The following is a 25991-nucleotide window of genomic DNA, read 5'->3' as shown; positions in this document are numbered from 1 at the left end:
GGTGGGGTAGCGACTAGGCTCGAGCCGTGAACCGACGGACAAAAATTGTATGCACACTTGGACCTGCGACAGCTTCTGGCGACCGCATCCGTGAGCTCGTGGAGAGCGGCATGGACGTGGCGCGCCTCAACTTCAGCCACGGCGAGCATGCCGATCACGAAGAAAACTACATTCGCGTCCGCGCCGCGTCGGACGCCACCGGAAAGGCCGTCGGTGTTCTCGCCGACCTTCAGGGGCCCAAGATTCGCCTCGGCCGATTCAAGGACGAGCGGACCACCTGGGCCAACGGTGAAGAGGTTCGTATCACCGTCGACGACGTCGAGGGAACGCACGATCGCGTCGGGACCACGTACAAGGAATTGGCGCGCGACGCCAAGGCCGGCGATCGACTGCTGGTCGACGACGGAAAGGTCGGCCTGGTCGTCACGTCCATCGACGGCAACGACGTCGTCTGTCGGGTCACCGAAGGCGGTCCGGTCAGCAACAACAAGGGCCTCTCACTGCCCGGTATGAACGTCTCCGTTCCAGCCCTGTCGGGCAAGGACATCGCCGACCTCGAGTTCGCTCTCAAGCTGGGTGTCGACTTCATTGCACTCTCCTTCGTTCGCTCACCGGCGGACGTCGAATTGGTTCACGCCATCATGGATCGAGTCGGGCGCCGCGTTCCCGTCATCGCGAAGCTCGAGAAGCCCGAGGCCATCGACAATCTCGAAGCCATCGTGCTCGCGTTCGACGCCGTCATGGTCGCCCGCGGTGACCTCGGTGTCGAGTTGCCGCTCGAGCAGGTCCCGCTCGTTCAGAAGCGCGCAATCCAGATTGCTCGTGAGAACGCGAAGCCGGTCATCGTCGCGACGCAGATGCTCGAGTCGATGATCGAGAACTCACGTCCCACTCGCGCAGAGGCATCCGATGTCGCCAACGCCGTTCTCGACGGCGCCGACGCAGTCATGCTCTCGGGCGAGACTTCGGTGGGCAAGTACGTCATGGAAACCGTTCGCACCATGGCCCGCATCGTCGAGGCCGTCGAGAACGAATCAACCCGTGTCCCACCGTTGACCCATGTCCCGCGCACCAAGCGCGGAGTCATCTCGTACGCAGCACGCGACATCGGCGAACGTCTCGACGCCAAGGCCTTGGTTGCGTTCACTCAGTCCGGTGACACGGTGCGTCGACTGGCTCGTCTGCACACGCCGCTGCCGTTGCTCGCCTTCACACCGCTGCCCGCGGTGCGCAGTCAGCTGACGCTGACGTGGGGAACCGAGACGTTCCTGGTCGATGCGGTGGCCACCACCGACGAGATGGTGCGTCAGGTGGACAGTGCGTTGCTCTCCCTCGGGCGGTACGTCAAGGGCGACCTCGTGGTCATCGTTGCCGGATCCCCTCCGGGAACTGTCGGTTCCACCAACCTCATTCACGTCCACCGTATCGGCGAAGAGGACCACTGAGTGACCCACGCGAACGCGTCCACCGACCTCGGTACTCTCCTCGGTCTGTTGGATCTGGAGCAGATCGGTGAAGACGCGTTCCGTGGATACCACCCGAAACAGGTAGGTTCGCGGACGTTCGGCGGTCAGTTGGTGTCTCAGGCACTGATGGCCGCCGGGCGGACCGTCGACGGTGATCGCCCCATCCATGCGGTGAATGCCCATTTCATTCGCGGCGGAGATGTCAAGGCGCCCATCGAGTATCGGGTGGATCGTCATCGCGACGGGCGGGCGTTCGCCAACCGTCAGGTGACTGCCTATCAGGGTGAGAACGAATTGTTCGTGATGCTCGCGGCGTTCCAGGACTCCGGCAAGGGGCTCGACCATGCTGTCGAGATCCCGGATGTTCCACTTCCGGAGTCGTTGCCTCCCATCGGCGATCATCTGGTGGGGTACGAGGAAAAACTGCCGCATTTCAGTGCGGCGCTCAAGCCGATCGACATGCGGTACGCCAACGATCCGGCGTGGATCCTCAAGGGCACCGGCGAGAAACTCAACCACAATCGGGTATGGATGCGCCCCGACGGTGATCTGCCGGACGATTCGCTCATTCACGCTGCGACGCTGGCATATTCGTCCGACACCACCGTGCTCGATTCGATTCTGACCACTCATGGTTTGTCCTGGGGTCATGATCGTATCGTCGCGGCGACGGTCAATCATTCGATCTGGTTCCATCGCCCGTTCCGGTTCACCGACTGGGTTCTGTACGCCACCGAATCGCCGGTCGCCGCAGGTTCGCGCGGTCTGGCAACCGGACGGTACTTCTCGGTGGAAGGACTGCTGTTGGCGACGGTGGTCCAAGAAGGACTGATCAGGCATTTCCCGCGCAAAGGGGAATGAGATGCGGGCCCGAGACTGAACTCGGGCCCAGAATCAAGCAGACTTGCGATATTGCGGTGAGAGTTCGTCGGCGCGGTCCCACGGAGACCAGTCGACTTCGCGTCCATCGAGTTGGGCCGCAACAACTTCCAAGCCCGCGTGCCAGCCGGCAGCGTGGGCGTACGCGGACTCTTCGTCTTCCATCGTGTGGGTGAGGGTCAGCCAGCAACCGCCGGTGCCGTCCGGTGCCAGTTCCCAATGCAGAGTATCTGCGTCCCAGAGGAATTCGAGAATTCGGTGCGGGTGGACGCTGATGACCGTCCCGCGCGTCACGTGATCTGCTGGCAGTCCGAATCGCTCGACTTGTTCCGGGGTCACCTTGAACAGCAGATCCGCGCCGGGAGTGAGGTTGAAATCGACGTCCGCCGGGAACCAGGCGTCGAGGTACTCGCGTTCCGTTATCACTTTCCAGACCTTGTCCGGTGCGTGCGGAATTGCCAGTTGGAAGCTCAGTGACACCCGACCGTCATAGGTCAGGTTTATCTTGCCGTTGTCCATCGGTGCCTCCAATGCTTGGTGCCCGTGCGGTTGCCCCCATCGTGCCATCTAATTGCTTAGGATGGAATAACTGCAGGTCAGATCGTTACCTATTGATAGGTTATGTCGATTTGTCTCGTTTTGAGAGCGGCGTTCTGGATGCGTTTCGTGGCAGTGAGACAAACGCGCGGTACGCTGACCACGCACGACTGGCGCGGGTGGGGATTACCACCGGGGAGTGCACATCGCGAGGCATCGACCGCCTGGGTGCTTCACACATCTTGTGTGAAGGGGGATCCATGTCTACCGAGAATCGGCCTACCGAAAACGTCTCGACCAAGAATCTGTCGACCCAGACCGCGCCCGCTCGAATAATCGACGGACGCGCAATTGCCGATGCTGCGCTCGCGGACCTGTCAGTGCGCACCAGGCAGTTTCGTGATGAGGCGGGGCACGTTCCTTGCCTGGCCGCCGTCATCGTGGGAGCGGACCCGGCCTCGAAGGCGTATGTACAGATGAAGGCCAAACGATCTGTCGCCGTCGGAATGACGTCGCGGACGGTCGAACTCCCGGTGAGTACAACCACCGAAGAACTGGTCGACGTGCTGAGAGCGTTGTCGGCGGACCCTTCGATCGACGGCATACTGCTGCAACACCCGGTGCCAGGCCACATCGACGAACGGGCCGCGTTCGATGCCATCTCGGCCGACAAAGACGTTGACGGCGTTACCTCGGCAGCGTTCGCGGCAATGGCGTTGACCGGTGGGGGATTCGAATCATGTACACCGAGTGGCATCCTGCGCCTCCTCGACGCCACAGGCGTCGAACTCTCCGGAAAGCATGCCGTCGTGGTCGGCCGAAGCCCGATACTCGGATTGCCTATGGGAATGCTCCTCCTGCGTCGAGGCGCAACGGTGACATACTGCCATTCGCGCACCGTCGACCTGGCCGCACACGTCGCCTCGGCAGACGTCGTCATCGCGGCCGTCGGTGTTCCGGAACTGATCAAAGGGACGTGGATCAAGCCTGGGGCAGTGGTGATCGATGCGGGGTACAACGAGGGCAACGTCGGAGATGTGGAGTACGCCGCTGCGCTCCCACATGCCGGTGCGATCACACCGGTGCCGGGTGGCGTCGGCCCCATGACGGTGGCAGTCCTGCTGGAACAAACACTGGCAGCAGCAGTTCGAGCAGCGGAAGTTCGGGCATGCAGTGAGAATCATGACAGTCGTGTTGAACCGGACCCCGCAATCGCCTCGGATCGATTGTGAGACCTCGGTTTCGAGACGGAGTATTCATCCGCCCCGCGATAACCGAATTACCGCGTCGAGCACCGCTGCGCTGGAATGGCTGAGCTGAGCGCGCAATTGGGTATTCGACAGTCAGCTGTCTGCCTTGGGGATGTCGATCGTCAACTGGGACGGTGAATCGGATGTCGATACGGTGTATGCCGGACGGATGTCGACCGTGCCGACAAACGACTGCAGGATCGCACTGTTCCTGGCTGCACTGTCTATGCGCGTGATGTTTTCGCCCTCGTGAGATACGGAGTTGAGCGACGAATCCGATTGGACTCCCATCAGGTCGACTTGAAGTATCGATCGACTTCCGACGTCCACGACTGTGCTGTCACCCGCTCGGATTGCTTCACTGACGTATTCGGTTTTCCAGAACACAGATCCGCTTCCGTCGAAGCGATAGGTGATGCGGGTGAAACCATCGTGATCGATCACGTCGATCTCGGTCACATCGACGCGCGGAGTCGGTGAAGGGACCTCCGTGTCGTTCGGGAACGGGGGAGGCATGGAGATCTCGGTTGGTGGGGCATCGATCGGGGGAGTGCCGACCTGAAGGGCGCCTGTCTGTGTTGCAGCATCGAGGACGGTCTGGGTGGAAGATTCGCCGGCAGTGTTGGATTCGCCGGCAGTGTCGGATTGGTCGTCAGTCTGACATCCGGGGAGCAGCGCGAAAACAGATATGGCTCCGAGCAGAGCAATCAGGCGACGACCGTTCATGGATCGAATCTAACGGCGGTCGATCTGGGGTACAGCCGAATGCCGAAACCTTGCGGTGCGGCCAGCTGCGGCAGGTGGTGCCCTCGGTGAGACTCGAACTCACACTGGACGGGTTTTGAATCCGTTTCCTCTGCCAATTGGGATACGAGGGCTTGTTGCGATGACTACATTAGAAGATGCGATTTCAATGTCAAACACCGGTACCCTCTAATCGTTCGCGTCTCGTGTCGGGGCGGTTCGATGGAGGAGGATGGTGGCCATGAATTCGCCGCAGCCGCAAGGCAATCAGCTCGCACCCCGTCGTGTTGTCGTCGCTGAAGACGAGGCGTTGATCCGCATGGATCTGGTCGAGATGCTCCGCGAAGAGGGCTACGACGTCGTCGGTGAGGCCGGTGACGGGCAGGTTGCGGTGGAGTTGGCCGAGTCGCTCAAGCCTGATCTGGTCATCATGGACGTGAAAATGCCCAGGAGAGACGGCATCGACGCCGCTTCGGAGATTGCCGCCAAACGCATCGCTCCTGTTGTCATTCTCACAGCGTTCAGTCAGCGCGAGTTGGTCGAGCGCGCACGCGATGCCGGCGCCATGGCTTACTTGGTCAAGCCGTTCTCGATCAGTGACCTCGTTCCCGCTGTCGAATTGGCGGTCAGTCGTTTCCGCGAGGTGACGGCGCTCGAGCGTGAGGTCGCTGATCTTTCGGACCGGCTCGAAGCACGCAAGCTGATCGAGCGAGCCAAGAGTGTTCTGATGGTTCGCCAAGCGCTCACCGAACCTGAGGCGTTCAAGTGGATTCAGCGCGCCGCGATGGATCGGCGCTCCACGATGAAGGCGGTCGCACAGGTCGTACTGGAAACTCTGGGCGGTGAACCGGACGCTTGAGCAAAGTGTCCGGGTTACCCGGTTGCTGCGTCGACCGTCGAAACGTCGCGCAGCGCTACAGTCGTGTAAACACTGTGCACCTTCAGATAACAGTCAGGTCACAGGGCTTTCTTGAAGGATCGCGAAACGGTTCCAAGGTCTAGCGTCTGATCCCACAGCGAGCGCCAGTTCGGGTGGCGCGAGCACCGGCTGATCTTAGGAGCGTGGGATGGCTAGACGAACACTTGTGCGTACTGCTGCAGTTCTCGGCGCGGCATCACTGGCACTTGCAGGCTGTAGCTCGGACAAGTCGGATGACTCGTCTTCGAGTGGCTCTACGTCCGGCGCTTCTGCCGCGACGACATCCGTCACGACTGATTGCACCCCGGAGCAGGCCAAGGCCGGCGCCACCCCGTCCACGGAAGCGCTGCGCATCGGCACGCTTCTTCCCGATACAGGCAGCTTGTCGTTCCTCGGGCCGCCGATGGTCGCGGGCACCCAGCTGGGAGTCAACGACGTCAATGCAGCCGGAGGCGTTCTCGGCCAACCGGTCCAGCTGATTCCCGGCGATTCGGGTGACACCACAACGGACACCGCCAATACCACCGTCGACCGCGAATTGGCTGCAGGCACTCAGGTCATCGTCGGCGCCGCGTCGTCTTCGGTCTCGCTCAAGGTGATCGACAAGATCGCCAGCGCAGGCGTCGTGATGTTCTCGCCTGCCAACACCTCGGACCAATTCGTCTGCTACCCAGACAAGGGCATGTACTTCCGCACCGCTCCGACGGACGTACTGCAGGCTCAGGCCGTCGCACAGCTCATTTCGGACGACGGTGGTCAGCGCGTAGCGATCATGGCCCTCAACGACCCGTACGGGACGGGTCTGGCGGACAACATCGAAAAGAATCTGATCGATTCGGGTGTCCCCTCCGATCAGATCGAGAAGATCATCTACGACCCGAACGCGCAGTCGTTCAACTCCGAAGTCGATCAAGTCAAGAACTTCAATCCGGATGCAGTGGCACTGGTGGGCTTCGAAGAGTCGGCGAAGATCATCACGCGCATGCACGAAGTGGGCATCGGCCCGTCGGACGGAATGGCGATGTACGGCGTCGACGGCAACATGGGCAACGCTCTCGGCGAATCCGTGGCGAAGCCGTTGCTCGACACCATGCAGGGAACGACGCCCCTGACGGACGTCGGAGCTGCCTTCCAGGATCGTCTGAAGGCTGTGAACCCCTCTCTGATCGACTTCAACTACGCCGGAGAGTCATACGACGCGGTGGTGATCTCAGCGCTCGCTGCCGAGCAGGCGAAGTCGACGGCCGGTACCGACATCGCGGCCAACATCAACAGCGTCACCGAAGGCGGCACCAAGTGCACGTCCTACGTCGAGTGCCTGCCGTTGGTGAAGGCGGGAACCGACATCGACTACGACGGCATCACCGGTGAGTTGGACTTCAACGATTCGGGGGAGCCGTCCATCGGTTCGTACGGAAAGCTCAAGTTCGGCCCTGAGAACACCCTGACCACAGAAGGATTCGTGGTGGTGGGCAAGTAAGTCGTGGGCAGGTAAGCAGCCAACGAGAATGGGCCAGGGTCTCGCGACCCTGGCCCATTCTCGTGTCTGTCCTACTTCTCTTTGCTTCCGGCAAGCGTTCCCAAGTACAGCTCGATCACTTTGGGGTCGTTCATCAGATTGGCGCCGGTGTCGGTGTACGCGTTCTTACCCTGATCGAGTACGTAACCGCGGTCGCAGATCTGAAGGCAGCGGCGCGCGTTCTGCTCGACCATGATGACCGAGACACCGGCAGCATTGATCTTCTTGCAGCGGATGAACACCTCGTCCTGGAACATGGGGGACAGGCCCGCGGACGGTTCGTCGAGCAGCAGCACCGACGGATCCATCATCAGGGCCCGGCCCATCGCGACCATCTGGCGTTCGCCACCCGAGAGTGCGCCGGCCTTCACCTTTCGTCGTTCACTCAGAAGAGGGAATAGTTCACTCACGAAGGCGAATCGTTCCGCGAATGCCTTGGGACGCAGATAAATGCCCATTTCGAGGTTTTCTTCGATGGTCAGAGTCTGAAAGACGTTCTGCGTTTGAGGGACGTACCCGACTCCCTTCTGAACGAGGACGTGAGCGGGCGCAGACGTGATGTTGTCCTCGCGTAGGGTGACCGACCCTTCGCGTACCGGTATCAGTCCGAACAGTGATTTCAGGAGTGTCGATTTGCCTGCGCCGTTCGGTCCGATGATCCCGACGATTTCCCCTTCCTTCAGGAAGAAGTTGCATTCACGCAGGATGTTGACGCCGGGAATGTAGCCCGCGACGAGGCTGTCGGCGCGGAGCAGGGCACCTGCCGACAGTCGCTGATGCTCCTCGGCCGTCGCGGCGAACTCTGCAGGCGTGAGTGAACGTGCGTGGTTCTCGCTCATGGCTTCTCGTGCCTTCCGCGCGGTTCCTCGGGACTCGATTCCAGCGTCGCGGCGAGATCGGCCGGAAGGTTGTCGACGTCGGGTTCCGACAGGTCCCCGCCCGACTCGAGGGTTTCGACCTCGGCTTCAGCCAGGGCGGCGGCCAGAACGGCCGTCTCGCCCACCGGATTTCCGTTGTCGTCGAACTCGAGGGCCTGGTCATGGTGGCTGCCCAGATATGCGTCGACGACGGCTGTGTTGGACGAGAGTTCGTCCGGGGTGGATTCGGCGATGACGCTGCCCTGCGCCATGACCACCACCCAATCGCTGATGTCTCGGATTACGTCCATGTCGTGCTCGACGAACACGACGGTCATTCCGTCGTCGCGCAATGACTTGATGTGTCCGAGCAGGCTTTGCGTCAGAGCAGGATTGACCCCCGCCATCGGTTCGTCCAGCATCACCACCGAGGGCGAAGTCATGAGTGCGCGAGCCATTTCGAGCAGTTTGCGCTGCCCACCGGAGAGTGAACCGGCGAGGTCGTCGGCCTTGGTGTCGAGTTTGAATCGTGCGAGGAGTTCGTTGGCGCGTTCGGTGATCTCGCGTTCCTGGCCTTTCCAGATCCACGGGACGAGAGATGCAAAAATGCGTTCACCACGTTGGCCGGTGGCACCGAGACGCACGTTGTCCAGCACGGTGAGTTTGGAGAGCGCCTTGGTCAACTGGAACGTCCGTACCACTCCTTTCCTGGCTACCTGGTGGGGATACATGCGGCCCAGCGATTGACCGTCCATCGACCACGTACCGGTGTCCGGCCGGTCGAATCCGGTAAGGAGGTTGAAGAGCGTCGTTTTTCCGGCACCGTTTGGACCGATCAGACCCGTGATGCACCCTCGTTGAATCTCGAGGTGATCGACGTCGACGGCCTTGAGACCGCCGAACGTCCGCGAGACGTTGTCAGCGACCAACACCGGGTCGGGTTTCGCCGATCCGGGAAGGTGAGGAACGTCGGCAAAGATCTGTGCTCTGGTATCGGCGTCAAGCATTGAGTTGCACCTCCCGCTTGTTACCCAGTATTCCCTGCGGTCTGAAGACCATCAGGAGAGCAATCATCAATCCGAGCAGGACATACCTGGTGGCTCCGACCTGTTGTTCGGTCAGCGAGAGCAGCGGATTCTCGCCGGAGATCGCCTGACGCAGCAAGGCATCAGGGATGGCGAGGAGGAACCAGAACAACATTGCGCCGACCACCGGGCCGAATACCGTTGCCGCCCCGCCCAGAATCAGTGCGCCGAACGCGAAGAACGTCTGCGCGGTCGAGTAGAAGTCCGGGTTGATGGACTTGGTCTGCAAAGCGTTGAACACCCCGGCCAGACCACCGATCACGCCGCCGAGAACCAGCGCCTGCATCTTGTACACGAACACGTTCTTGCCCAACGATCGCGCTGCGTCCTCATCTTCGCGAACCGCCTTGAGGACGCGCCCCCACGGACTGTGCGTCAACAGGTAGACGAATCCGCACAAGATCAAGACCAGCGTCCACCCCACGACCATCGACCAGAGGTCGTCTCCGTAGAACTTCACGCCGAGAAATGAGTACTGCTTGGCCGAGTCGAAGGGGCTCAGTGCGGTGAACGGGTCTGCGAAACCGAACAGGCCATTGGTGGAACCGGTCACCGAATCCGACGCGGTCGAGCGGAAGATCAGACGCAGGATCTCCGAAGCGGCGATGGTCACGATGGCGAGATAGTCGGCGCGCAGACGCAGCGTCGGGATACCGAGCACGAGCGCGAGGAGGCCGGCTGCGGTGAGTCCGACGAGGATGCCGAGCCAGAGCGGCTGGTCGTAGGTCACGGTCATGATGCCGACGCCGTAGCCGCCGAGAAGGGCAAAACCGATCTGACCGAAATTGAGCAGTCCGGCGTAGCCGAAGTGCAGGTTCAACCCGATTGCCAACAGTGCGTAGAAGATTGCCGACGGCCCGATCAGCTGGGCGAAAGAAACCTGGAAAGCTCCCATGATGTCCATATTCGTCACCCGATCCTTTGTCTGGATCCGAGGATGCCCTGGGGGCGAACCACGAGGATCACGATCAAGACGAGAAGTCCGCCGATGTATTTGAGGTCTGGGTTGATGATGAGCGTCGAGAGTTGGACCAGAAGTCCCACGATGACGCAGCCGAGTAGCGCCCCGTACGCGGTTCCCAGACCACCGAGGGTGATTCCGGCGAACATGAGCAGCAACAGTTTGAAGCCCATTTCCCACTGGACGCGTCCGCCGAGCTCGGAGATACCGAACAGCACACCGCCGAGGGCGGCCAGTCCGCCGCCGAGACCCCAGACGAACATGATCACGCGCTCGACGTTGATACCGGACGAAGCGGCGAGGTCACGATTGTCGGAGACGGCACGCATGGCCTTTCCGATGCGAGTCTTCTGCAGAAGCAGTGCGACGCCGACCAGGACGACCAGACTGACGATCATGACTATCGCGTTGGCGTCGGTCAGTGCGATCGGGCCCCAGTTCTTCTCGACCTGGCCCTGGTAGTCGTCGAACGGTTCGGCGCGGTCGGAGAAGAAGATCAGGATCAAGTAGCGCAATGAAATCGCGAGACCGATCGAGACCACCAATTGCGCGATCAACCCGGTCTTGCGCTTACGCAGTGGTTTCCAGACGATTCCGTTGGTCAGCAGGCCGATGCCGATGCCGACGAAGATCGCGAGGATCGTGGCGGGAATCAGCGGAACGCCGAAGGACGTGTTGATCACCCAGGCAGCAACGGCTCCCAACGTCACCATCTCGCCGTGAGCGAAGTTGGTCAGGCCAGTGGTGCCGTAGATCAGGCTCAAACCCACACCGGCGATCGCGATCACGAGGCCGAACCGCAGACCGTCGACCGTCGTGCGGATCAGCTTCTCGCCGAAGCTGACATTCGAGGCGGTACGTACCTCGCCGAACGAGAAGATCACGGTGTTCGCGCGGCCGGCCACCACCTCGCGTTCGACAGCGGCTTGCACACTGACCCCGTCGGGAAGTGTGTCGGCAACGATCTCGAAGGTGTAGGTGCCCGGTGCCACGGCCAGTTCCCAACGGCCGTTCGATGCCGATTCTCCGGTGGCGACTTCCGTGCCGGAAGAATCGAGTGCACGCACGGTGACGCCCTCGAGGCGTGTGCCGCCGTTGTTGAGATTGCCGCTGACGGGGACAGCGTTGTCGGGAACCGGTGCTGTCGGTGGCGCGGATGCTGTCGGGGTCGGCGGTGTAGGGGAAGTGGTCGGTTCCTGAGCCGAAGCAGTTCCGGCCAGGCTGAGTAATGCGAAGAACGTCAGTAATGCAAAGGCCAGTAGTCGGCTGAGTGTCGCGAGGGTCTGCCGTTTCACTACGGGTGGGGCCACGTACGTCCTCCGAGCGGGTCGGGAATAGCGCGTCTGGACAAAGTGCCGCGCAGCAGAGGGATTGTTTCGCTGCTGCGATTTCCGGACTCTAACGGCTCCGTTCGCTTCAGATGGGGTTCTGAGATTTCCGGGATGTTTCGGTTCCGTATCGAAGGCCGAAGGCTGCATCAATTGTCCGATTCTTGTGTCTGTTCCTGCGTAAACAACGGCGAAGGCGTCGATGTCGGTCGCGATCCCTAGACTGATGAACCGTGAGCCCCGCAACCACAACTCGGTCCAGCACGTCCACCGCTCCAGCCGGCACCACCGGCAAGGCGGACGATCGCCCTCTTCTGATGCTTCTCGACGGGCATTCGTTGGCGTTTCGCGCCTTCTACGCGCTGCCTGCAGAGAACTTCAAGACACACAGTGGGCAGGCCACCAACGCGGTGTACGGCTTCACGTCGATGTTGATCAACCTTCTTCGTGACGAGCAGCCCACCCACTTGGCCGCGGCTTTCGACGTGTCGCGTCAGACGTTTCGCGCCGACCTGTTCCCCGAATACAAGGCGCAGCGCGCGAAGGCTCCGGACGAATTCAAGGGCCAGATCGACATCACCAAGGACGTTCTCGGCGCGCTGGGCATCCCGGTCATGGCCGAGGAAGGTTTCGAGGCCGACGACGTGATCGCCACCTTGACCACGCAGGCGGAGGCACTCGGATACCGGGTTCTCGTCGTGACCGGCGACCGCGACTCGCTGCAGCTGGTGACCGACAACGTCACTGTGCTCTACCCGAAGAAGGGTGTCTCGGAGCTCACCCGATTCACGCCGACGGCCGTCGAGGAGAAGTACAGCCTCACTCCGTCGCAGTATCCGGATTTTGCTGCCCTGCGCGGCGACCCGAGTGACAACCTCCCCGGCATCCCCGGCGTCGGCGAGAAGACCGCTACCAAGTGGATCCGTGAGTACGGCGACCTGCAGGGACTGGTCGACAACGTGGACAAGGTCCGCGGCAAGGTGGGCGACTCACTGCGGGAGAACCTCGCGAACGTCCTGCTCAATCGTCAGCTCACCGAAATGGTTCGCGACGTTCCCTTGCCGTACACGCCCGAGCAGTTGGTGTTGGCCCCGTGGGACCGCGAGAAGATTCATGCGTTGTTCGACGATCTCGAGTTCAAGGTTCTCCGCGATCGACTGTTCGCGACCCTGTCGTCGTCCGAGCCCGAAGCAGAGGAAGGGTTCGAGGTCAGCGGCGACGCACTCGCCCCGGGTGCGGTTGCCGCGTGGCTCGACGCCCACGCACGAACCGGTGAGCGTCACGGCGTGACGGTGCTCGGAACCAGAACTCCGTTCGCCGGCGACGTCACTGCACTCGCGATCGCGGCCTCCGACGGTGAATGTGCATACATCGCGGCGTCGACGGCAACACCGGAAGACGAAGCAGCTCTCGGTGATTGGCTCGCCGACGCATCGCAGCCGAAGGCACTGCACGAAGCCAAGTGGGCGATCCATGCTCTGCGTGGGCGCGGTTGGACGCTCGGTGGACTGACCAGCGACACTGCTCTGGCCGCGTACCTCGTCCGGCCGGGCCAGCGCAGCTTCAATCTCGACGACCTCTCGCTCCGCTACCTCAAGCGTGAACTGCGCGCCGAAACATCCGGCCAGGAACAGCTTTCACTGCTCGACGACACCGAACAGCTCGATGCCGAAGCGGCCGAGACCGCGATGCTCAGCGCTCAGGCCGTTCTCGACTTGGCGGCTGCACTGGACACCGAGTTGGAGTCGATCGAATCCAAGTCGCTCCTCTCCGACATGGAACTGCCGTTGACGATCGAGCTCGCTCAGATCGAGGCCACCGGCATCGCCGTCGACAGCGCGCATCTGCACGATCTTCAGAGCCGTTTCGCTTCCCAGGTCGCCGACGCCGCAAACTCGGCCTACGAGGTGATCGACAAGCAGATCAACCTGGGTTCGCCGAAGCAGCTGCAGGTGGTCTTGTTCGAAGAACTCGACATGCCCAAGACGAAGAAGACGAAGACGGGCTACACCACCGACGCCGAGGCGTTGCAGGGTCTGTTCGACAAGACAGGACACCCGTTCCTCGAACACCTTCTCGCGCACCGTGATGCGACGCGTATGAAGGTGACCGTCGACGGTCTTCTCAAGGCCGTAGCCGAAGACGGACGCATTCACACGACGTTCAATCAGACGGTTGCCGCGACCGGACGCCTGTCGTCGACCGATCCGAACTTGCAGAACATCCCGGTGCGAAACGACGCGGGGCGCGAGATTCGCGACGGATTCGTAGTCGGGCAGGGGTTCGACGTTCTGCTCACTGCCGACTACAGCCAGATCGAAATGCGCATCATGGCGCACGTGTCAGGCGACGAGGGGCTGATCGAGGCATTCAACACCGGTGAGGACCTGCACAGCTTTGTCGGCTCGCGCGCATTCGGTGTACCGATCGAAGAGGTGACTCCAGAACTGCGGCGCCGGGTCAAGGCGATGTCGTACGGTCTGGCCTACGGGCTCAGTGCCTACGGATTGGCGTCGCAGCTGAAGATTTCGACCGAAGAAGCGAAGCAGCAGATGGATGCGTACTTCGCTCGTTTCGGCGGCGTGCGGGATTACCTCCACGCGGTGGTCGAGCAGGCACGTAAGGACGGCTACACCTCGACGCTCTACGGTCGTCGTCGCTACCTGCCGGACCTCAACAGCGACAACCGTCAGCGTCGTGAGGTTGCCGAACGTGCTGCCCTCAATGCGCCGATCCAGGGCACTGCGGCCGACATCATCAAGGTGGCGATGATCAACGTGCAGAAGGCTCTCGCCGACGCCGGATTGAAGTCGCGCATGCTGTTGCAGGTGCACGACGAATTGGTGCTCGAAGTGGTTGCCTCCGAGTTGGAGGAGGTCACCGCGCTGGTCAAGGACAAGATGGCCACAGCCATCGAGCTGTCGGTACCTCTGGATGTTTCGGTGGGAACCGGTCGAAGCTGGGACAGCGCGGCTCACTAGGGAGCAACGAAAAAGGCTGGGCCGGAATCGAATTCGATTCCGGCCCAGCCTTTTCACGCTATTCAGCAGATGCGGTCTGCTCTGCGATCTGCTTGCGGACCTCGTCCATGTCGAGTGCCTTGACCTGAGTGACGAGCTCCTCGAGCTGAGCGGCGGGAAGCGCGCCGGCCTGGTTGAACACGAGTACGCCTTCGCGGAAGGCCATGATCGTGGGGATGGAGCGGATGTTGGCGGCCGCTGCGATTCCCTGCTCGGCCTCGGTGTCGACCTTGGCGTGAACGACGTCGGCATGCTTCTCCGAAGACGCTTCGAACGTCGGTGCGAACTGGCGGCACGGGCCGCACCAGGAGGCCCAGAAGTCCACGAGGACGACGTCGCTGCCGTTGATCGTTTCGTCGAAGTTCTGCTGGGTGAGAGTCTGGGTGGCCACAGGGGTCCTTTCCATTGTGCGGGCTGTTGGTGTGTGCAACGCCCCGGAACCGCTGATTCTTCCCTGAGCCGATTTCAGCTTGCGTTCTCGGTCGCCCGAAACGTCCGGCGGTAGGCCTGCGGCGTGGTGCAACGCAGACGAATGAAGTGCTGGCGAAGCACGGCACCGCCGCCGAATCCGACGCGTTCTGCGATGACGTCGACGGAGAGGTCGGAATTCTCGAGGAGGTGTTGGGCGGCCAGTACTCGCTGATCGCTGAGCCAGCGGGCGGGGGTTGTTCCCGTTTCCGCTTGGAAACGGCGCGCGAACGTGCGCGCGGACATGTTCGCGCGGGCCGCGACCATGCCCACAGTGAGGTCGAGGGCGAGGTTCTCCGTCATCCAGTCGAGGAGCGGGGCAAGGGTTGCACTCGGCGTCGAGGCGAGGGGAGTGGCAACGTACTGGGCTTGCCCACCGTCACGATGGGGCGGCACCACCATCCTTCTCGCGATGCCATTGGCAACGCGAGAACCCTGTTCTTTTCGGACGATGTGCAGGCACAGGTCAATTCCTGCCGCGGTGCCTGCGCTGGTGAACACCGGATCTTCGTCCACGTACAACACGTCCGGATCGACCTTGGCTTCCGGATACGTCTGGGCAAGCCTCTCTGCATGCCGCCAATGCGTCGTGCATCGCCTTCCGTTCAATAGTCCAGCCGCCCCGAGGACAAACGCTCCGGTGCACAGACTCGCCACCTTGGCGCCCCGGGCTACGGCCTCGTTGAGTTTGACCAACAGTGGATCGACACTCGAGTCGGGACTCGGTGAGCACATGTACGCGTCGCCGGCGTCGTAGGTTCCGCCGGCGGACACGACGATGAGATCGGCGTCGTCGAGAGAATCGAGGTTGTACGGAACATCGATGTTGTACCCGAACCGCGTTCGGATCGGACCCGGAACTGCGGCGATCAGAGAGAAGTCGTACGTGGGGAGGCCGTCGTCGGATCGGTCGAAGCCGAAGACTTCACATGCCACGCCGAGTTCGAACGCCTCGGTCATCGGCATCAGTGGGACCACCACTTTCGCGAGCATCTTTCGAGTGTGACAGAAAAACAGGAAAGTGGCAGAAAATCGTCCAAGTCTGGCTTTTCTGCCACTACTGCCACGTGGGACATTCCGTCAGGCTGGACACATGGCAATCATCGTCGTCAGCGTCTTGGTCCTACTGGTCCTGAACGTACTAGCTCTTGCCGGCCGAACGCCCGACACTCGTCACGACGTCAGTCCGCACGGAGACTTCACCCTTTGAGGGCAAGTCTGGCCTTTCAATACACCGCAGCTGCGGTGGTGTGGGGAGCTAGTTTCCTCTTCATGAAGATCGGGCTCGAAGGTCTGTCCTTCACGCAGGTAGTTCTGTGGCGCTTGGTCTTCGGTGCGCTCGCGCTGGTTCTCGTGTCAGCGGTCAGCCGGATCGGCCTACCGAGGGACTTTCGCGTCTGGAAACACATGGCTTTTCTCGCAGCGACACAATGCATCGTGCCGTGGCTGCTGTTCAGTTGGGCGGAGCAAAACATGTCCTCGGGACTCGCGAGCATCTACAACGCCACCACACCACTGATGACTATGGCTGTCTCCCTTGCCTTTCTGCCGGGGGACACGCTGACGCGATACAAATCGCTGGGGTTGCTTCTCGGGTTCGGTGGGGTGCTGATCGTATTGGCGCCGTGGAATCTCGGCGTCGGCGGAAGTGTCAGTTCTCAGGTCGCTTGCCTGGGAGCGACTGCGTCGTACGGGATTTCGTTTGTCTACCTCAGACGTTTCGTGCTTCCTCTCGGCGTCGACACCCGCACGGTCGCGCTATTACAGATCAGTATCGGAGCTTTCGTGATGGTTCTGGCCTCACCGGTCATCGCAAACACGCCGATGCTCCTGACGCCGGCAGTTGTCCTGTCGATGATCGCTCTGGGCGCACTGGGGACCGGGCTCGCATTCATCTGGAACACCAATGTCGTTCAGGGTGGGGGCCGACTGCGGCGTCCACCGTCACTTATCTCAGTCCAGTGGTGGGCGTCGCTCTCGGCGCAATAGTCTTGAACGAAAGCGTTGGCTGGAATCAGCCGGTTGGTGCACTCGCGGTGATCGCGGGAATCCTGGTGACCCGACGTGCAACCCGCTCTGTCACAGCGGCGGCGTCAGTAACCACTCCGTCTTCTGTTCGCCGTCCCAGCGCCTGATCGCGCCGCAGCGCCCTTGAATCACGTCGGTGCCCAGCAGGGCGATGGCTTCACCCAGACGTGCAGGTTCGACGCGTCGGGCGAGCGTTACATGAGGCGTCCACCCGCCGGGCTCGACGTGGGCGGGAAGCGCCGTCGAACCAACGGTTGCCTCGGCTATTTCTCGGTGCAGGTGAAGGAGTGCGCGCGAAGGAATGACCGAGCGCGCCAAGACCATCTGCTTGCCGCCGAACACGATGTAGCCACCGAGTCGGACCTCGAAGTCCGGGGCCGAGAAGCGCCGCTTCAACAGTTCGTCGACCTCCGCGGGGATCTCACGGGCGACGAACAGTGTGATGTGCGGACGGTTGGACGGGCTGTGATGAGAGGCCTGACTTGGTAAACCGGCGTCGGCGAGAAGCTGCCACTGTGCTCGGACTTCCGACTCACTCACTGGATCGAGGAGCAATTCCACCGACTGGACCATGGTGAGCAATGATTGCCTGATGACAGGTGCGAGCGCAATCGGTACTTCGGCCATGCGGCTGGGACTCATGCACGGCGACGGAATCGGCCACGAAATCGTCCCGGCGACACGGCAGATCGTGGATGCGGCGTTGTCAGCGGTTCATGCTCCGCCCGTCGAGTGGGTCGAGCTTCCGCTCGGGAGTACGGCCATCGACAGCCACGGCACGCCGATTCCCGACGAGACCATCGATGGGTTGGGGCAGCTGCAGGGTTGGATTCTCGGACCCCACGACAGTGCGTCCTATCCGGAGAGGTTTCGCGGACAACTCACACCCGGCGGCGTCATCCGGAAGAAGTTCGAGCTGTTCGCGAACATCCGACCGGCAGCGGCGTTCCCCGGTGTCAAGGCGATGGTCCCCGACATGGATCTGGTGATCGTCCGCGAGAACACCGAGGGGTTGTACGCGGATCGGAACATGGCAGTCGGCAGTGGTGAATTCATGCCGACGCCCGACATCGCGCTGGCCGTCGGTGTGTTCACCCGCGCTGCGTGTGAACGGATCGCACGCACTGCCTTCGCGTTGGCGTCGCGACGGCGCAATCACGTCACGATCGTCCACAAAGCCAACGTCCTCACACTGACCACCGGCCTGTTCCGTGACGCCTGCCGAACCGTCGCTGCGGAGTACCCACACGTAGTCGTCGACGACGAGCACGTCGACGCGATGGCGGCGCACCTGGTTCGGCGCGGCGGCGACTTCGATGTCGTGGTGACGGAAAACATGTTCGGCGACATCTTGTCGGATCTGGCGGGCGAGCTGTCCGGTTCACTCGGAACCGCGCCGTCGATCAACGCTTCCGAGACGCAGGTCATGGCTCAGGCTGCGCACGGTGCCGCACCCGACATCGCCGGGAAGAATCGGGCGAACCCGACGGCACTGTTCCTCTCGAGTGCAATGATGCTCGACTGGCTCGGTGATGCGCGTGGCGATCGGTTGTTGTCTGCGGCAGCACGCCGGATTTCAGATGCCGTTCGCACGACCATCGCGTCGGGCATCGCGACCGCCGACCTCGGCGGTTTGGCATCGACCAGCGAATTTTCCGAAGTCGTGTACGCACACACTCTGCGTCGCTGATTCTTGTACGACAGGCCGGAATCTTGCGAAGTCGGCGACGGTGGAACTCCTGCCGTAACCTACCGTTCGACTGAATTTCGGATGGACGTTGCAAGTGCGGCGATCGACGAGTGGAGAGCAGAGTCGTGGTCGATGAAAACGCACGGGCACCAAGGCCACGTGGCGTGAGTTATGGCTCGAGCAGTGGCGGGCGTATCCGCACCAACGTGGTGCGAGTCCTGTTGGTGGGCTTGATCGTCGCACTGTGCGGCGGGTGTGTGACCAACAACGAGGGCCTCGTTCCGGAGGGGCCGCCACTTGACATCCAGAAGGTGCCCGAGATCGCCGCCCTGTTGCCCCCGAACGTCAGGGAGTCGGGCAAGCTGCAGGTCGGGGTCAACATTCCTTACGCACCAAACGAATTCAAAGATGAGAATGGCAAAATCGTCGGCTTCGACGTCGACATCATGAACGCAGTGGCGACTGTGCTCGGGGTCGAAGCTGTCTATAACCAGGCCGACTTCGACAAGATCATCCCCGCTATCCAGTCGGGAAGCTACGACCTCGGCATGTCTTCGTTCACCGACTCCAAGGAGCGGGAGAAGTCGGTCGACTTCGTCACGTACTACAGCGCAGGTATCCAGTGGGCTCAGCGGCCGGACAATCCCGTGGACCCGAACAATGCGTGTGGGTTGCGAGTGGCGGTGCAGACCACAACTACCGAGGACATCGACGAAGTACCCGCCAAGAGCGAGGCATGCGTTGCTGCGGGCAAGCCGCCCATCGAGAAGATCAAGTACGACAGTCAGGACGACGCGGCCAACGCACTCATCCTGGGTCGAGTCGACGCGTTGTCCGCTGATTCACCGGTGACCGGCTACGCGATCAAACGGAGTAAGGGGCGGATGGAAGCTGCGGGTCAGCCCTTTGATTCCGCGCCGTACGGCTGGCCGATCGTGAAGGGTTCCGCCCTCGGTCCCGCCCTGCAGCAGGCAATGCAGTACCTGATCGACAACGGTGTCTATCAACAGATCGCGCAGACCTGGAGTGTCGAGGCCGGCGTCATCGAAGTATCCAAGATCAACGGCGCGGAAAGCTGATGAACATGACAACAACTGAGACTGGCGATCCGGCGCCGATCAAGGCGATCCCACTGCGCAGACCGGGCCGATGGGTCGCAGCAGTCGTGGTGGTGGTCCTGGTAGGGCTCTTTATCTACGGTTCGGCGACCAATGAACAGTTCGGCTGGGCGACTTACCGCCAGTACCTCTTCGACGCTCGAATTTCGAAGGCCGCCTGGGTCACCATTCAACTGACAATTCTGTCGATGGCAGCCGCGATCGTTCTGGGCATCGTCCTCGCGGTAATGCGGCTGTCGCCGAACCCGGTGCTGAAGTCCGCTGCCTGGGTGTATTTGTGGGTCTTCCGCGGCACGCCCGTTTACGTCCAGCTCGTCTTCTGGGGTCTCTTCCCCTCCATATACAAGAGCATCGATCTCGGCGTTCCGTTCGTCCATCAGTTCGTGCATTTCGACATGCAGGATCTCCAGGCGGCGTTTCTCTTCGCAGTCATCGGACTCGCATTGAACGAGGCGGCGTACATGGCCGAAATCGTCCGTGCAGGTATCGCCTCGGTCAACGAAGGTCAGACCGAAGCGTCAGTGGCTTTGGGAATGACGTGGGGCCAGACGATGCGGCGAACGGTCCTTCCCCAGGCGATGCGGGTGATCATCCCACCGACCGGCAACGAATTGATCAGCTTGCTCAAGACGACTTCGCTGGTGACCGCAGTGCCGTTGAGTACCGAACTCTACGGACGAGCGAGAGACATATCCGGTGCAAATTTCGAGCCGATCCCACTCTTGATGGTCGCGGTTACGTGGTACCTCGCAATGACCAGTGTTCTCATGGTCGGCCAGTACTACGTCGAACGCCACTATTCGAAAGGGTCGACGAGGACGCTCACCACTCGCCAGCTTCAGGCACTCGCCGACGCACAGGGCAAAGAAACGGTAGTGGAGACACTCCCGGATATTCCAGGAGGAGAACGCAGATGACACCGATGGTCAAGGCAGACCGGGTCTGTAAGAACTTCGGCGCGCTCGAGGTTCTCAAAGGGGTCTCACTCGAAATCGATCCCGGCCAAGTTCTGTGCCTCGTCGGGCCGTCCGGGTCGGGCAAGTCGACGTTCTTGCGCTGCATCAATCACCTCGAGCAGGTCAACGCCGGCCGACTGTACGTCGACGGCGACCTGGTGGGCTACTCGGAGAAGAACGGAAAACTGTACGAACTTCACCCGCGAGCAGCGGCCAAACAGCGCCGCGACATCGGGATGGTGTTTCAGCACTTCAATCTGTTCCCGCACCGCACCGCTCTCGAGAACATCATCGAAGCGCCGACGCAGGTGAAGCGCGTCAGTAAGAAGAAGGCTGTCGAACGAGCGAAGGACCTCCTCGATCAGGTCGGGTTGAGCGCCAAAGCCAACGCCTACCCGGCCCAGTTGTCGGGTGGTCAGCAGCAAAGAGTTGCCATCGCCCGCGCTCTCGCGATGGACCCGAAGCTCATGCTGTTCGACGAGCCGACGTCCGCGCTCGACCCCGAACTGGTCGGTGAAGTTCTCACCGTGATGAAGCAGTTGGCCAAAGAAGGTATGACGATGGTGGTCGTCACCCACGAGATGGGATTCGCCCGCGAGGTCGCCGACCAGTTGGTGTTCATGGACGGGGGAGTTGTGGTCGAGGCAGGCGAGCCGCGGGAACTCCTGGCCAATCCTCAGCACGACCGGACCAAGGCTTTCCTGTCGAAGCTGCTGTAGCCGTCAGGGTTTGACGGCGCTGAAAATTGCAGTGCCCGGAAAGAGTTGGCCGCGCAGGGGACTCCACTGTCCCCATTCGCGGTCCAACCACTCCGGCCATTCGGGCTCGATGATGTCGCGCACCTGAAGTCCGGCGGCGACGATCTCACGAACCCGGTCGCCGATGGTGCGGTGATGCTCGACGTAGGTGGGGACTCCGTTGTCATCGACCTCGACATACGGGGTGCGGTCGAAGTAGGGGAGGGTCGCGGTCAAGCCCTTCGGCCCGGGATCGTCGGGGAAGATCCATCGAATCGGATGGTTGACGGCAAAGACCCACGATCCGCCGGGACGCAGAACCCGGGCGACTTCGTTCATCACTCGCTGCGAATCGGCAACGAACGGGACGGCGCCGAACGCGGAACAGACGATGTCGAAACTCCCGTCGGCAAACGGCAGGAGTTCCGCACTTGCCTGAATCAACGGGACTGCCGGTCCGCCGGCATTCATCGCGTCCTGCCCGCGGGCGAGCATCCCCATCGAGATGTCGAGACCGACGGCCCGAGCACCATGTCCGGCGAGCCATCGGGCACACGGTGCCGAGCCGCAACCCACTTCCAATATGTCTTTGTCGACTATGTCGCCGAGCAAGTGGTGATCGCCCTCGTGCAGCCCTTCGGGGCACCAGACGAATTCACCTTCCGCGCTGTTCACGCCCAGAAACTCGCCGTGGGTTCGGTGGTAATCGTCGGCGTCGGCGTCCCACCACGCACGGCTGGCGCGGTCGCTGGCACTCGAATCGACACGGACTCGGCCGACGCCGCTGGTACCGAGAATGGAATTGGCAGCGGCATGGCGCTCGTCAGACATGAACAACACAGTAGAACGGGTGATGCGGGCGCAGGGTACCCGGGTTTGCCCGGCAAGATAGCCGACGCGTAGTCTTACTCACGCGAGTGTCTGTCATCCGACCGATTGTCTATACGAGATCTTTACCAAGGTCTCGGAATCAGTCGGACCGAGGGAGCTCGCGGTGCGCTTCCGCGGTGTGGAATGTGATCCGGTATTCGGTTGTTCGTTATTGATGCAGCTGGGTACTTCGATCTAGTACTTCACAAAGTACTTCCAACATTTGTACGCCACAGTTGCGCATCTCGTCCGACAAAATCCATCAACCGACCACAACTCGTCCGGAGCAATTCAACATATGCCCTCCACAACCGTCACCTCGCCGCAGGTTGCCATTAACGACATTGGCTCCGCCGAGGACTTCCTCGCCGCCATCGATGCCACGATCAAGTACTTCAACGATGGCGACATCGTCGAAGGAACCATCGTCAAGGTCGACCGCGACGAGGTTCTGCTCGACATCGGTTACAAGACCGAAGGCGTCATCCCTTCTCGTGAGCTCTCCATCAAGCACGACGTCGACCCCAATGAGGTCGTCTCCGTGGGAGATGCGGTCGAGGCTCTCGTCCTCACCAAGGAGGACAAAGAAGGTCGACTGATCCTGTCGAAGAAGCGCGCTCAGTACGAGCGTGCCTGGGGCACCATCGAGGAGCTCAAGGAGAAGGACGAGGCCGTCAAGGGCACCGTCATCGAGGTCGTCAAGGGCGGCCTCATCCTTGACATCGGTCTTCGTGGCTTCCTCCCCGCTTCGCTCGTCGAAATGCGTCGCGTCCGCGACCTCCAGCCGTACGTCGGCAAGGAGATCGAGGCCAAGATCATCGAGCTCGACAAGAACCGCAACAACGTGGTCCTGTCGCGCCGCGCATGGCTCGAGCAGACTCAGTCCGAGGTTCGCAGCGAATTCCTGCACCAGCTCCAGAAGGGCCAGGTCCGCAAGGGCGTCGTGTCCTCCATCGTCAACTTCGGTGCATTCGTGGACCTGGGCGGCGTAGACGGTCTGGTTCACGTTTCCGAGCTGTCTTGGAAGCACATCGATCACCCGTCCGAGGTTGTCGAGGTCGGCACCGAGGTCACCGTCGAGGTTCTCGACGTCGACCTGGACCGCGAGCGCGTCTCCCTGTCGCTCAAGGCAACGCAGGAAGATCCGTGGCGTCAGTTCGCCCGCACGCACGCCATCGGCCAGATCGTGCCCGGCAAGGTCACGAAGCTGGTTCCGTTCGGTGCATTCGTGCGCGTCGAAGAGGGAATCGAAGGCCTCGTTCACATCTCGGAGCTCGCTGAGCGCCACGTCGAGGTTCCGGACCAGGTTGTCGGCGTCGGCGACGATGCACTCGTCAAGGTCATCGACATCGACCTCGAGCGTCGTCGTATCTCGCTGTCGCTGAAGCAGGCCAACGAGGATTACAACGCCGAGTTCGATCCGTCCAAGTACGGCATGGCCGACTCGTACGACGAGCAGGGCAACTACATCTTCCCCGAGGGCTTCGATCCCGAGACCAACGAATGGCTCGAGGGCTTCGACAAGCAGCGTGAAGAGTGGGAGAACCGCTACGCCGAGGCTGAGCGTCGCCACAAGATGCACACCGCTCAGATGGAGAAGACCGCTGCAGACGAGGCCGCTGAGGCTGCCACCGCTGCTGCCGGCTACTCCTCGGAGACGGCTGCTGCAGACGACGCCGAGGCTCCGGCTGCTGCCGGCTCCGCTCCGGCCGAGTCCGCTGGCGGATCGCTTGCCAGCGATGCACAGCTCGCCGCACTTCGCGAGAAGCTGTCGGGCAACGCATAAGGATTACCGCTTGATCTGATCAGGCGAGATCTGTGAAGAACCCCGCCCCTGCACGTGCAGGGGCGGGGTTCTTTTCTCTGCCAGGTGTCACTTGCGAGCGAAGAATCAATTCAGTGAGTGAACACAAAAATGACCGGCACCGAAGGGTTGCCGGTCATTTTGTACTTCGTGAAGAGAACTCAGTTTGCGGGAGCAGGCACCCAGTAGGTGGCGGTCGCTTCGGCTGTGCGCTTACGCATCGACGCGAAGCTGTGTCGGCCTTGGCTCACGAGCATCGTGAACCACGTACGACGGTGCTCTGCCAGGGCAAAAGCAACTTCGGGAAACTCTATGCAGTGCACGCCGTTCGGCATTCCGAGGCGGTGCTGACCGTGATGGTCGCGATCTGCTCGCATGGCGTCCACTTTCTCGAGAAGGTGCAGGTACAGGTGCGTTCGCTAGAACATAACCGCACGGTCACCGAAATTGTGGTATTTGAGCCTCGAACGCCCCGGCGTGTTCGATCAGTAGGCGTGTCTGAATCTCTCGGGCGCGGAGATGAGAGACTGTCGAGTGTGTTGAGAGTTGGCCTCACTGGAGGCATCGGAGCCGGCAAGTCGACAGTGTCGAAAATCCTCAGCGAACTGGGAGCCGTCATCGTCGACGCCGACCTGATCGCCCGAGAAGTGGTCGAGCCCGGTACTCCGGGACTTGCCGCTCTGGTCGATGCATTCGGCGACGGGATTCTGTCCGAGGACGGCAGCCTCAACCGACCCGCGCTGGCGTCGTTGGCGTTTGCCGACGACACGTCACGCGGAACTCTCAACGGCATCCTCCACCCACTGATCGGTGCGCGGACGATGGAGCAGATTTCGTCTGCGCCGTCGGATGCAGTGCTCGTTCAAGATATTCCGCTGTTGGTCGAGGGTTCGATGGCGCCGGCATTCAATCTGGTCGTCATCGTTTACGTCGACGAGGAGGAACGAGTTCGGCGCTTGGTGGGCTCGCGCGGCATGCCTGAATCCGACGCTCGTGCGCGCATCGCAGCGCAGGCAAATGACGATCAGCGTCGTGCTGTTGCCGACGTGTGGCTCGACAACAGCGGAGAGCCGGGTTCACTCGACGACGTGGTCCGCGATTTGTGGGCGAATCGACTTGTTCCCTTCGAGAAGAACCTCCGCGAGGGCACGGTAGTGCGCGCACTGCCCGAGCTGACTCCAGCCGACCCGTCGTGGCCGGCGCAGGCCGAACGAATCATCGGCCGGTTGTCGTTGGCGTCCGGTGACCGTGCGCGCCGTATCGATCACATCGGATCGACCGCAGTGCCTGGTCTCGATGCCAAGGACGTGATCGACATTCAGATCACTGTCGAGCACCTCGGCGTTGCCGACGACCTCGCGGAAGATCTGGCCGCTGCCGGGTTCCCCCGGATCGAGCACATCGTCGCCGACGACCCGAAACCGTCGTACCTCGGTGGCGAGACCGATCCGGCGGTGTGGGCGAAGCGAATTCACGGAAGCGCCGATCCAGGGCGCCGCGCGAACATCCACATTCGGGTGGACCGTTGGCCGGGTCAGCAGTTCGCGATCCTCTTCCGTGACTGGCTTCGCGCCGACGCAGCGGCGCGTGCCGAATATGCCGAACTCAAGGTCAAGGCAGCCGAGAGTGCCGCCGGCATCGACGACTACGCCGCTGCGATCGATGCCTACCTGGGAGTCAAGACGCCGTGGTTCGACGCCGCTTTCCACCGGGCATGGGAGTGGGCCGAGAAATCAGGCTGGTCCCTCTAACCAC

General features: G+C 61.6%; 23 protein-coding genes, 1 tRNA gene and 1 pseudogene. 13 read left to right on the top strand and 12 right to left on the bottom strand.

Annotation, left to right across the window (positions count from 1 at the left end; all coding sequences use genetic code 11):
* Positions 1–26 precede the first annotated feature (26 nt).
* Together pyk and EHW12_RS16260 are read left to right on the top strand one after the other, a co-directional pair.
* Positions 27–1445, top strand: coding sequence for a pyruvate kinase (pyk, locus tag EHW12_RS16265; protein ID WP_003944038.1), 1419 nt, complete (start codon positions 27–29; stop codon positions 1443–1445).
* Positions 1446–2327 carry an acyl-CoA thioesterase II gene (locus EHW12_RS16260; RefSeq protein WP_007728711.1) on the top strand — a complete coding sequence of 294 codons (882 nt, stop codon included), beginning with the start codon at positions 1446–1448 and terminating at the stop codon, positions 2325–2327.
* Between the two features lie 33 nt (positions 2328–2360).
* Here the strand turns inward: EHW12_RS16260 and EHW12_RS16255 are convergent, their stop codons facing one another.
* Positions 2361–2864 (bottom strand): SRPBCC domain-containing protein, encoded by a 504-nt coding sequence (locus EHW12_RS16255; protein ID WP_003944006.1) that lies wholly within the window; start codon positions 2862–2864, stop codon positions 2361–2363.
* 278 nt (positions 2865–3142) lie between these two features.
* Here EHW12_RS16255 and EHW12_RS16250 point away from each other — a divergent pair, with 278 nt between their 5' ends.
* Positions 3143–4114, top strand: a complete 972-nt coding sequence (locus EHW12_RS16250) for a tetrahydrofolate dehydrogenase/cyclohydrolase catalytic domain-containing protein (RefSeq protein ID WP_125051154.1) — start codon at positions 3143–3145, stop codon at positions 4112–4114.
* Between the two features lie 111 nt (positions 4115–4225).
* On the opposite strand, the gene EHW12_RS16245 is transcribed toward EHW12_RS16250, so the two are convergent.
* The gene (locus EHW12_RS16245; protein WP_047272259.1) at positions 4226–4858 is read right to left on the bottom strand and encodes a hypothetical protein; all 633 of its coding nucleotides are present in this window, start codon (positions 4856–4858) and stop codon (positions 4226–4228) included.
* A gap of 75 nt (positions 4859–4933) precedes the next feature.
* Positions 4934–5010: transfer RNA gene (locus EHW12_RS16240), tRNA-Leu, on the bottom strand.
* Positions 5011–5117: 107 nt separating this feature from the next.
* Here EHW12_RS16240 and EHW12_RS16235 point away from each other — a divergent pair.
* A complete protein-coding gene (locus EHW12_RS16235; RefSeq protein ID WP_003944029.1) occupies positions 5118–5735 on the top strand; it encodes an ANTAR domain-containing response regulator in 618 nt (205 codons plus the stop codon).
* A gap of 208 nt (positions 5736–5943) precedes the next feature.
* On the top strand, positions 5944–7275 hold the full coding sequence (locus tag EHW12_RS16230) for an ABC transporter substrate-binding protein (RefSeq protein WP_003944031.1): 1332 nt from the start codon (positions 5944–5946) through the stop codon (positions 7273–7275).
* Positions 7276–7346: 71 nt separating this feature from the next.
* Here the strand turns inward: EHW12_RS16230 and EHW12_RS16225 are convergent, their stop codons facing one another.
* The 4 genes from EHW12_RS16225 to EHW12_RS16210 are packed head-to-tail and all read right to left on the bottom strand — an operon-like array spanning position 7347 to position 11476.
* On the bottom strand, positions 7347–8153 hold the full coding sequence (locus EHW12_RS16225) for an ABC transporter ATP-binding protein (protein WP_007728720.1): 807 nt from the start codon (positions 8151–8153) through the stop codon (positions 7347–7349).
* Positions 8150–9178, bottom strand: coding sequence for an ABC transporter ATP-binding protein (locus tag EHW12_RS16220; RefSeq protein WP_029255470.1), 1029 nt, complete (start codon positions 9176–9178; stop codon positions 8150–8152). Before EHW12_RS16220 ends, EHW12_RS16225 begins: the two co-directional genes overlap by 4 nt.
* Entirely contained in the window at positions 9171–10160 is a 990-nt protein-coding gene (locus EHW12_RS16215) for a branched-chain amino acid ABC transporter permease (protein WP_003944088.1), read from the bottom strand. The genes EHW12_RS16220 and EHW12_RS16215 overlap by 8 nt, the downstream gene beginning before the upstream one ends.
* A gap of 5 nt (positions 10161–10165) precedes the next feature.
* Positions 10166–11476, bottom strand: coding sequence for a branched-chain amino acid ABC transporter permease (locus EHW12_RS16210; RefSeq protein WP_223304673.1), 1311 nt, complete (start codon positions 11474–11476; stop codon positions 10166–10168).
* Between the two features lie 302 nt (positions 11477–11778).
* On the opposite strand from EHW12_RS16210, the gene polA reads away from it, so the two are divergent.
* Entirely contained in the window at positions 11779–14526 is a 2748-nt protein-coding gene (polA, locus tag EHW12_RS16205) for a DNA polymerase I (RefSeq protein WP_064074467.1), read from the top strand.
* Positions 14527–14584: 58 nt separating this feature from the next.
* Here polA and trxA read toward each other — a convergent pair whose 3' ends face one another.
* Entirely contained in the window at positions 14585–14956 is a 372-nt protein-coding gene (trxA, locus tag EHW12_RS16200; protein ID WP_003944106.1) for a thioredoxin, read from the bottom strand.
* 74 nt (positions 14957–15030) lie between these two features.
* The gene (locus EHW12_RS16195) at positions 15031–16026 is read right to left on the bottom strand and encodes a helix-turn-helix domain-containing protein (protein ID WP_125051152.1); all 996 of its coding nucleotides are present in this window, start codon (positions 16024–16026) and stop codon (positions 15031–15033) included.
* A gap of 213 nt (positions 16027–16239) precedes the next feature.
* Between EHW12_RS16195 and EHW12_RS16190 the strand changes: the two are divergent.
* Positions 16240–17168 (top strand): annotated as a pseudogene (locus tag EHW12_RS16190) (DMT family transporter).
* Here EHW12_RS16190 and EHW12_RS16185 read toward each other — a convergent pair.
* Positions 17113–17688: a 2'-5' RNA ligase family protein gene (locus tag EHW12_RS16185; RefSeq protein ID WP_125051150.1), complete on the bottom strand. Its 576-nt coding sequence runs from the start codon at positions 17686–17688 to the stop codon at positions 17113–17115. The pseudogene EHW12_RS16190 and the gene EHW12_RS16185 overlap by 56 nt on opposite strands.
* Between EHW12_RS16185 and EHW12_RS16180 the strand changes: the two genes are divergently transcribed.
* The 4 genes from EHW12_RS16180 (at position 17654) to EHW12_RS16165 (ending at position 21544) form a co-directional block, all read left to right on the top strand.
* A complete protein-coding gene (locus EHW12_RS16180) occupies positions 17654–18751 on the top strand; it encodes an isocitrate/isopropylmalate dehydrogenase family protein (RefSeq protein WP_039972997.1) in 1098 nt (365 codons plus the stop codon). The two genes, EHW12_RS16185 and EHW12_RS16180, sit on opposite strands and share 35 nt — an antisense overlap.
* A gap of 242 nt (positions 18752–18993) precedes the next feature.
* On the top strand, positions 18994–19830 hold the full coding sequence (locus EHW12_RS16175; protein WP_228232724.1) for an ABC transporter substrate-binding protein: 837 nt from the start codon (positions 18994–18996) through the stop codon (positions 19828–19830).
* On the top strand, positions 19830–20786 hold the full coding sequence (locus EHW12_RS16170; RefSeq protein WP_003944035.1) for an amino acid ABC transporter permease: 957 nt from the start codon (positions 19830–19832) through the stop codon (positions 20784–20786). The genes EHW12_RS16175 and EHW12_RS16170 overlap by 1 nt, the downstream gene beginning before the upstream one ends.
* The gene (locus EHW12_RS16165; protein ID WP_003944053.1) at positions 20783–21544 is read left to right on the top strand and encodes an amino acid ABC transporter ATP-binding protein; all 762 of its coding nucleotides are present in this window, start codon (positions 20783–20785) and stop codon (positions 21542–21544) included. Before EHW12_RS16170 ends, EHW12_RS16165 begins: the two co-directional genes overlap by 4 nt.
* A 3-nt stretch (positions 21545–21547) precedes the next feature.
* Here the strand turns inward: EHW12_RS16165 and EHW12_RS16160 are convergent, their stop codons facing one another.
* The gene (locus EHW12_RS16160) at positions 21548–22393 is read right to left on the bottom strand and encodes a class I SAM-dependent methyltransferase (protein WP_064112545.1); all 846 of its coding nucleotides are present in this window, start codon (positions 22391–22393) and stop codon (positions 21548–21550) included.
* Between the two features lie 337 nt (positions 22394–22730).
* On the opposite strand from EHW12_RS16160, the gene rpsA reads away from it, so the two are divergent.
* Positions 22731–24218, top strand: coding sequence for a 30S ribosomal protein S1 (gene rpsA, locus EHW12_RS16155; protein ID WP_003944095.1), 1488 nt, complete (start codon positions 22731–22733; stop codon positions 24216–24218).
* Positions 24219–24397: 179 nt separating this feature from the next.
* Here rpsA and EHW12_RS16150 read toward each other — a convergent pair whose 3' ends face one another.
* Entirely contained in the window at positions 24398–24613 is a 216-nt protein-coding gene (locus EHW12_RS16150; RefSeq protein ID WP_003944056.1) for a hypothetical protein, read from the bottom strand.
* Positions 24614–24772: 159 nt separating this feature from the next.
* Between EHW12_RS16150 and coaE the strand changes: the two genes are divergently transcribed.
* Entirely contained in the window at positions 24773–25987 is a 1215-nt protein-coding gene (gene coaE, locus EHW12_RS16145; protein ID WP_125051148.1) for a dephospho-CoA kinase, read from the top strand.
* The last annotated feature ends 4 nt before the right edge of the window (positions 25988–25991 follow it).

The organism is Rhodococcus sp. NJ-530 (assembly GCF_003860625.1).
GTDB lineage: Bacteria > Actinomycetota > Actinomycetes > Mycobacteriales > Mycobacteriaceae > Rhodococcus_F > Rhodococcus_F qingshengii.
Note: the sequence above shows the minus strand (reverse complement) of the source record. Positions and strands in the feature narration are given on the sequence as shown.

Excerpts from the sequence above, each read along its gene's own strand:
- EHW12_RS16185 (WP_125051150.1), bottom strand. The coding sequence starts at position 17,688 with ATGGCCGAAGTACCGATTGCGCTCGCACCTGTCATCAGGCAATCATTG.
- rpsA (WP_003944095.1), top strand. The coding sequence starts at position 22,731 with ATGCCCTCCACAACCGTCACCTCGCCGCAGGTTGCCATTAACGACATT.
- EHW12_RS16165 (WP_003944053.1), top strand. The coding sequence starts at position 20,783 with ATGACACCGATGGTCAAGGCAGACCGGGTCTGTAAGAACTTCGGCGCG.
- EHW12_RS16150 (WP_003944056.1), bottom strand. The coding sequence starts at position 24,613 with ATGCGAGCAGATCGCGACCATCACGGTCAGCACCGCCTCGGAATGCCG.
- EHW12_RS16180 (WP_039972997.1), top strand. The coding sequence starts at position 17,654 with ATGACAGGTGCGAGCGCAATCGGTACTTCGGCCATGCGGCTGGGACTC.
- EHW12_RS16220 (WP_029255470.1), bottom strand. The coding sequence starts at position 9,178 with ATGCTTGACGCCGATACCAGAGCACAGATCTTTGCCGACGTTCCTCAC.
- EHW12_RS16170 (WP_003944035.1), top strand. The coding sequence starts at position 19,830 with ATGAACATGACAACAACTGAGACTGGCGATCCGGCGCCGATCAAGGCG.
- EHW12_RS16235 (WP_003944029.1), top strand. The coding sequence starts at position 5,118 with ATGAATTCGCCGCAGCCGCAAGGCAATCAGCTCGCACCCCGTCGTGTT.
- EHW12_RS16225 (WP_007728720.1), bottom strand. The coding sequence starts at position 8,153 with ATGAGCGAGAACCACGCACGTTCACTCACGCCTGCAGAGTTCGCCGCG.
- EHW12_RS16250 (WP_125051154.1), top strand. The coding sequence starts at position 3,143 with ATGTCTACCGAGAATCGGCCTACCGAAAACGTCTCGACCAAGAATCTG.
- EHW12_RS16195 (WP_125051152.1), bottom strand. The coding sequence starts at position 16,026 with ATGCTCGCGAAAGTGGTGGTCCCACTGATGCCGATGACCGAGGCGTTC.
- EHW12_RS16230 (WP_003944031.1), top strand. The coding sequence starts at position 5,944 with ATGGCTAGACGAACACTTGTGCGTACTGCTGCAGTTCTCGGCGCGGCA.
- EHW12_RS16245 (WP_047272259.1), bottom strand. The coding sequence starts at position 4,858 with ATGAACGGTCGTCGCCTGATTGCTCTGCTCGGAGCCATATCTGTTTTC.
- EHW12_RS16215 (WP_003944088.1), bottom strand. The coding sequence starts at position 10,160 with ATGGACATCATGGGAGCTTTCCAGGTTTCTTTCGCCCAGCTGATCGGG.
- EHW12_RS16160 (WP_064112545.1), bottom strand. The coding sequence starts at position 22,393 with ATGTCTGACGAGCGCCATGCCGCTGCCAATTCCATTCTCGGTACCAGC.
- EHW12_RS16255 (WP_003944006.1), bottom strand. The coding sequence starts at position 2,864 with ATGGACAACGGCAAGATAAACCTGACCTATGACGGTCGGGTGTCACTG.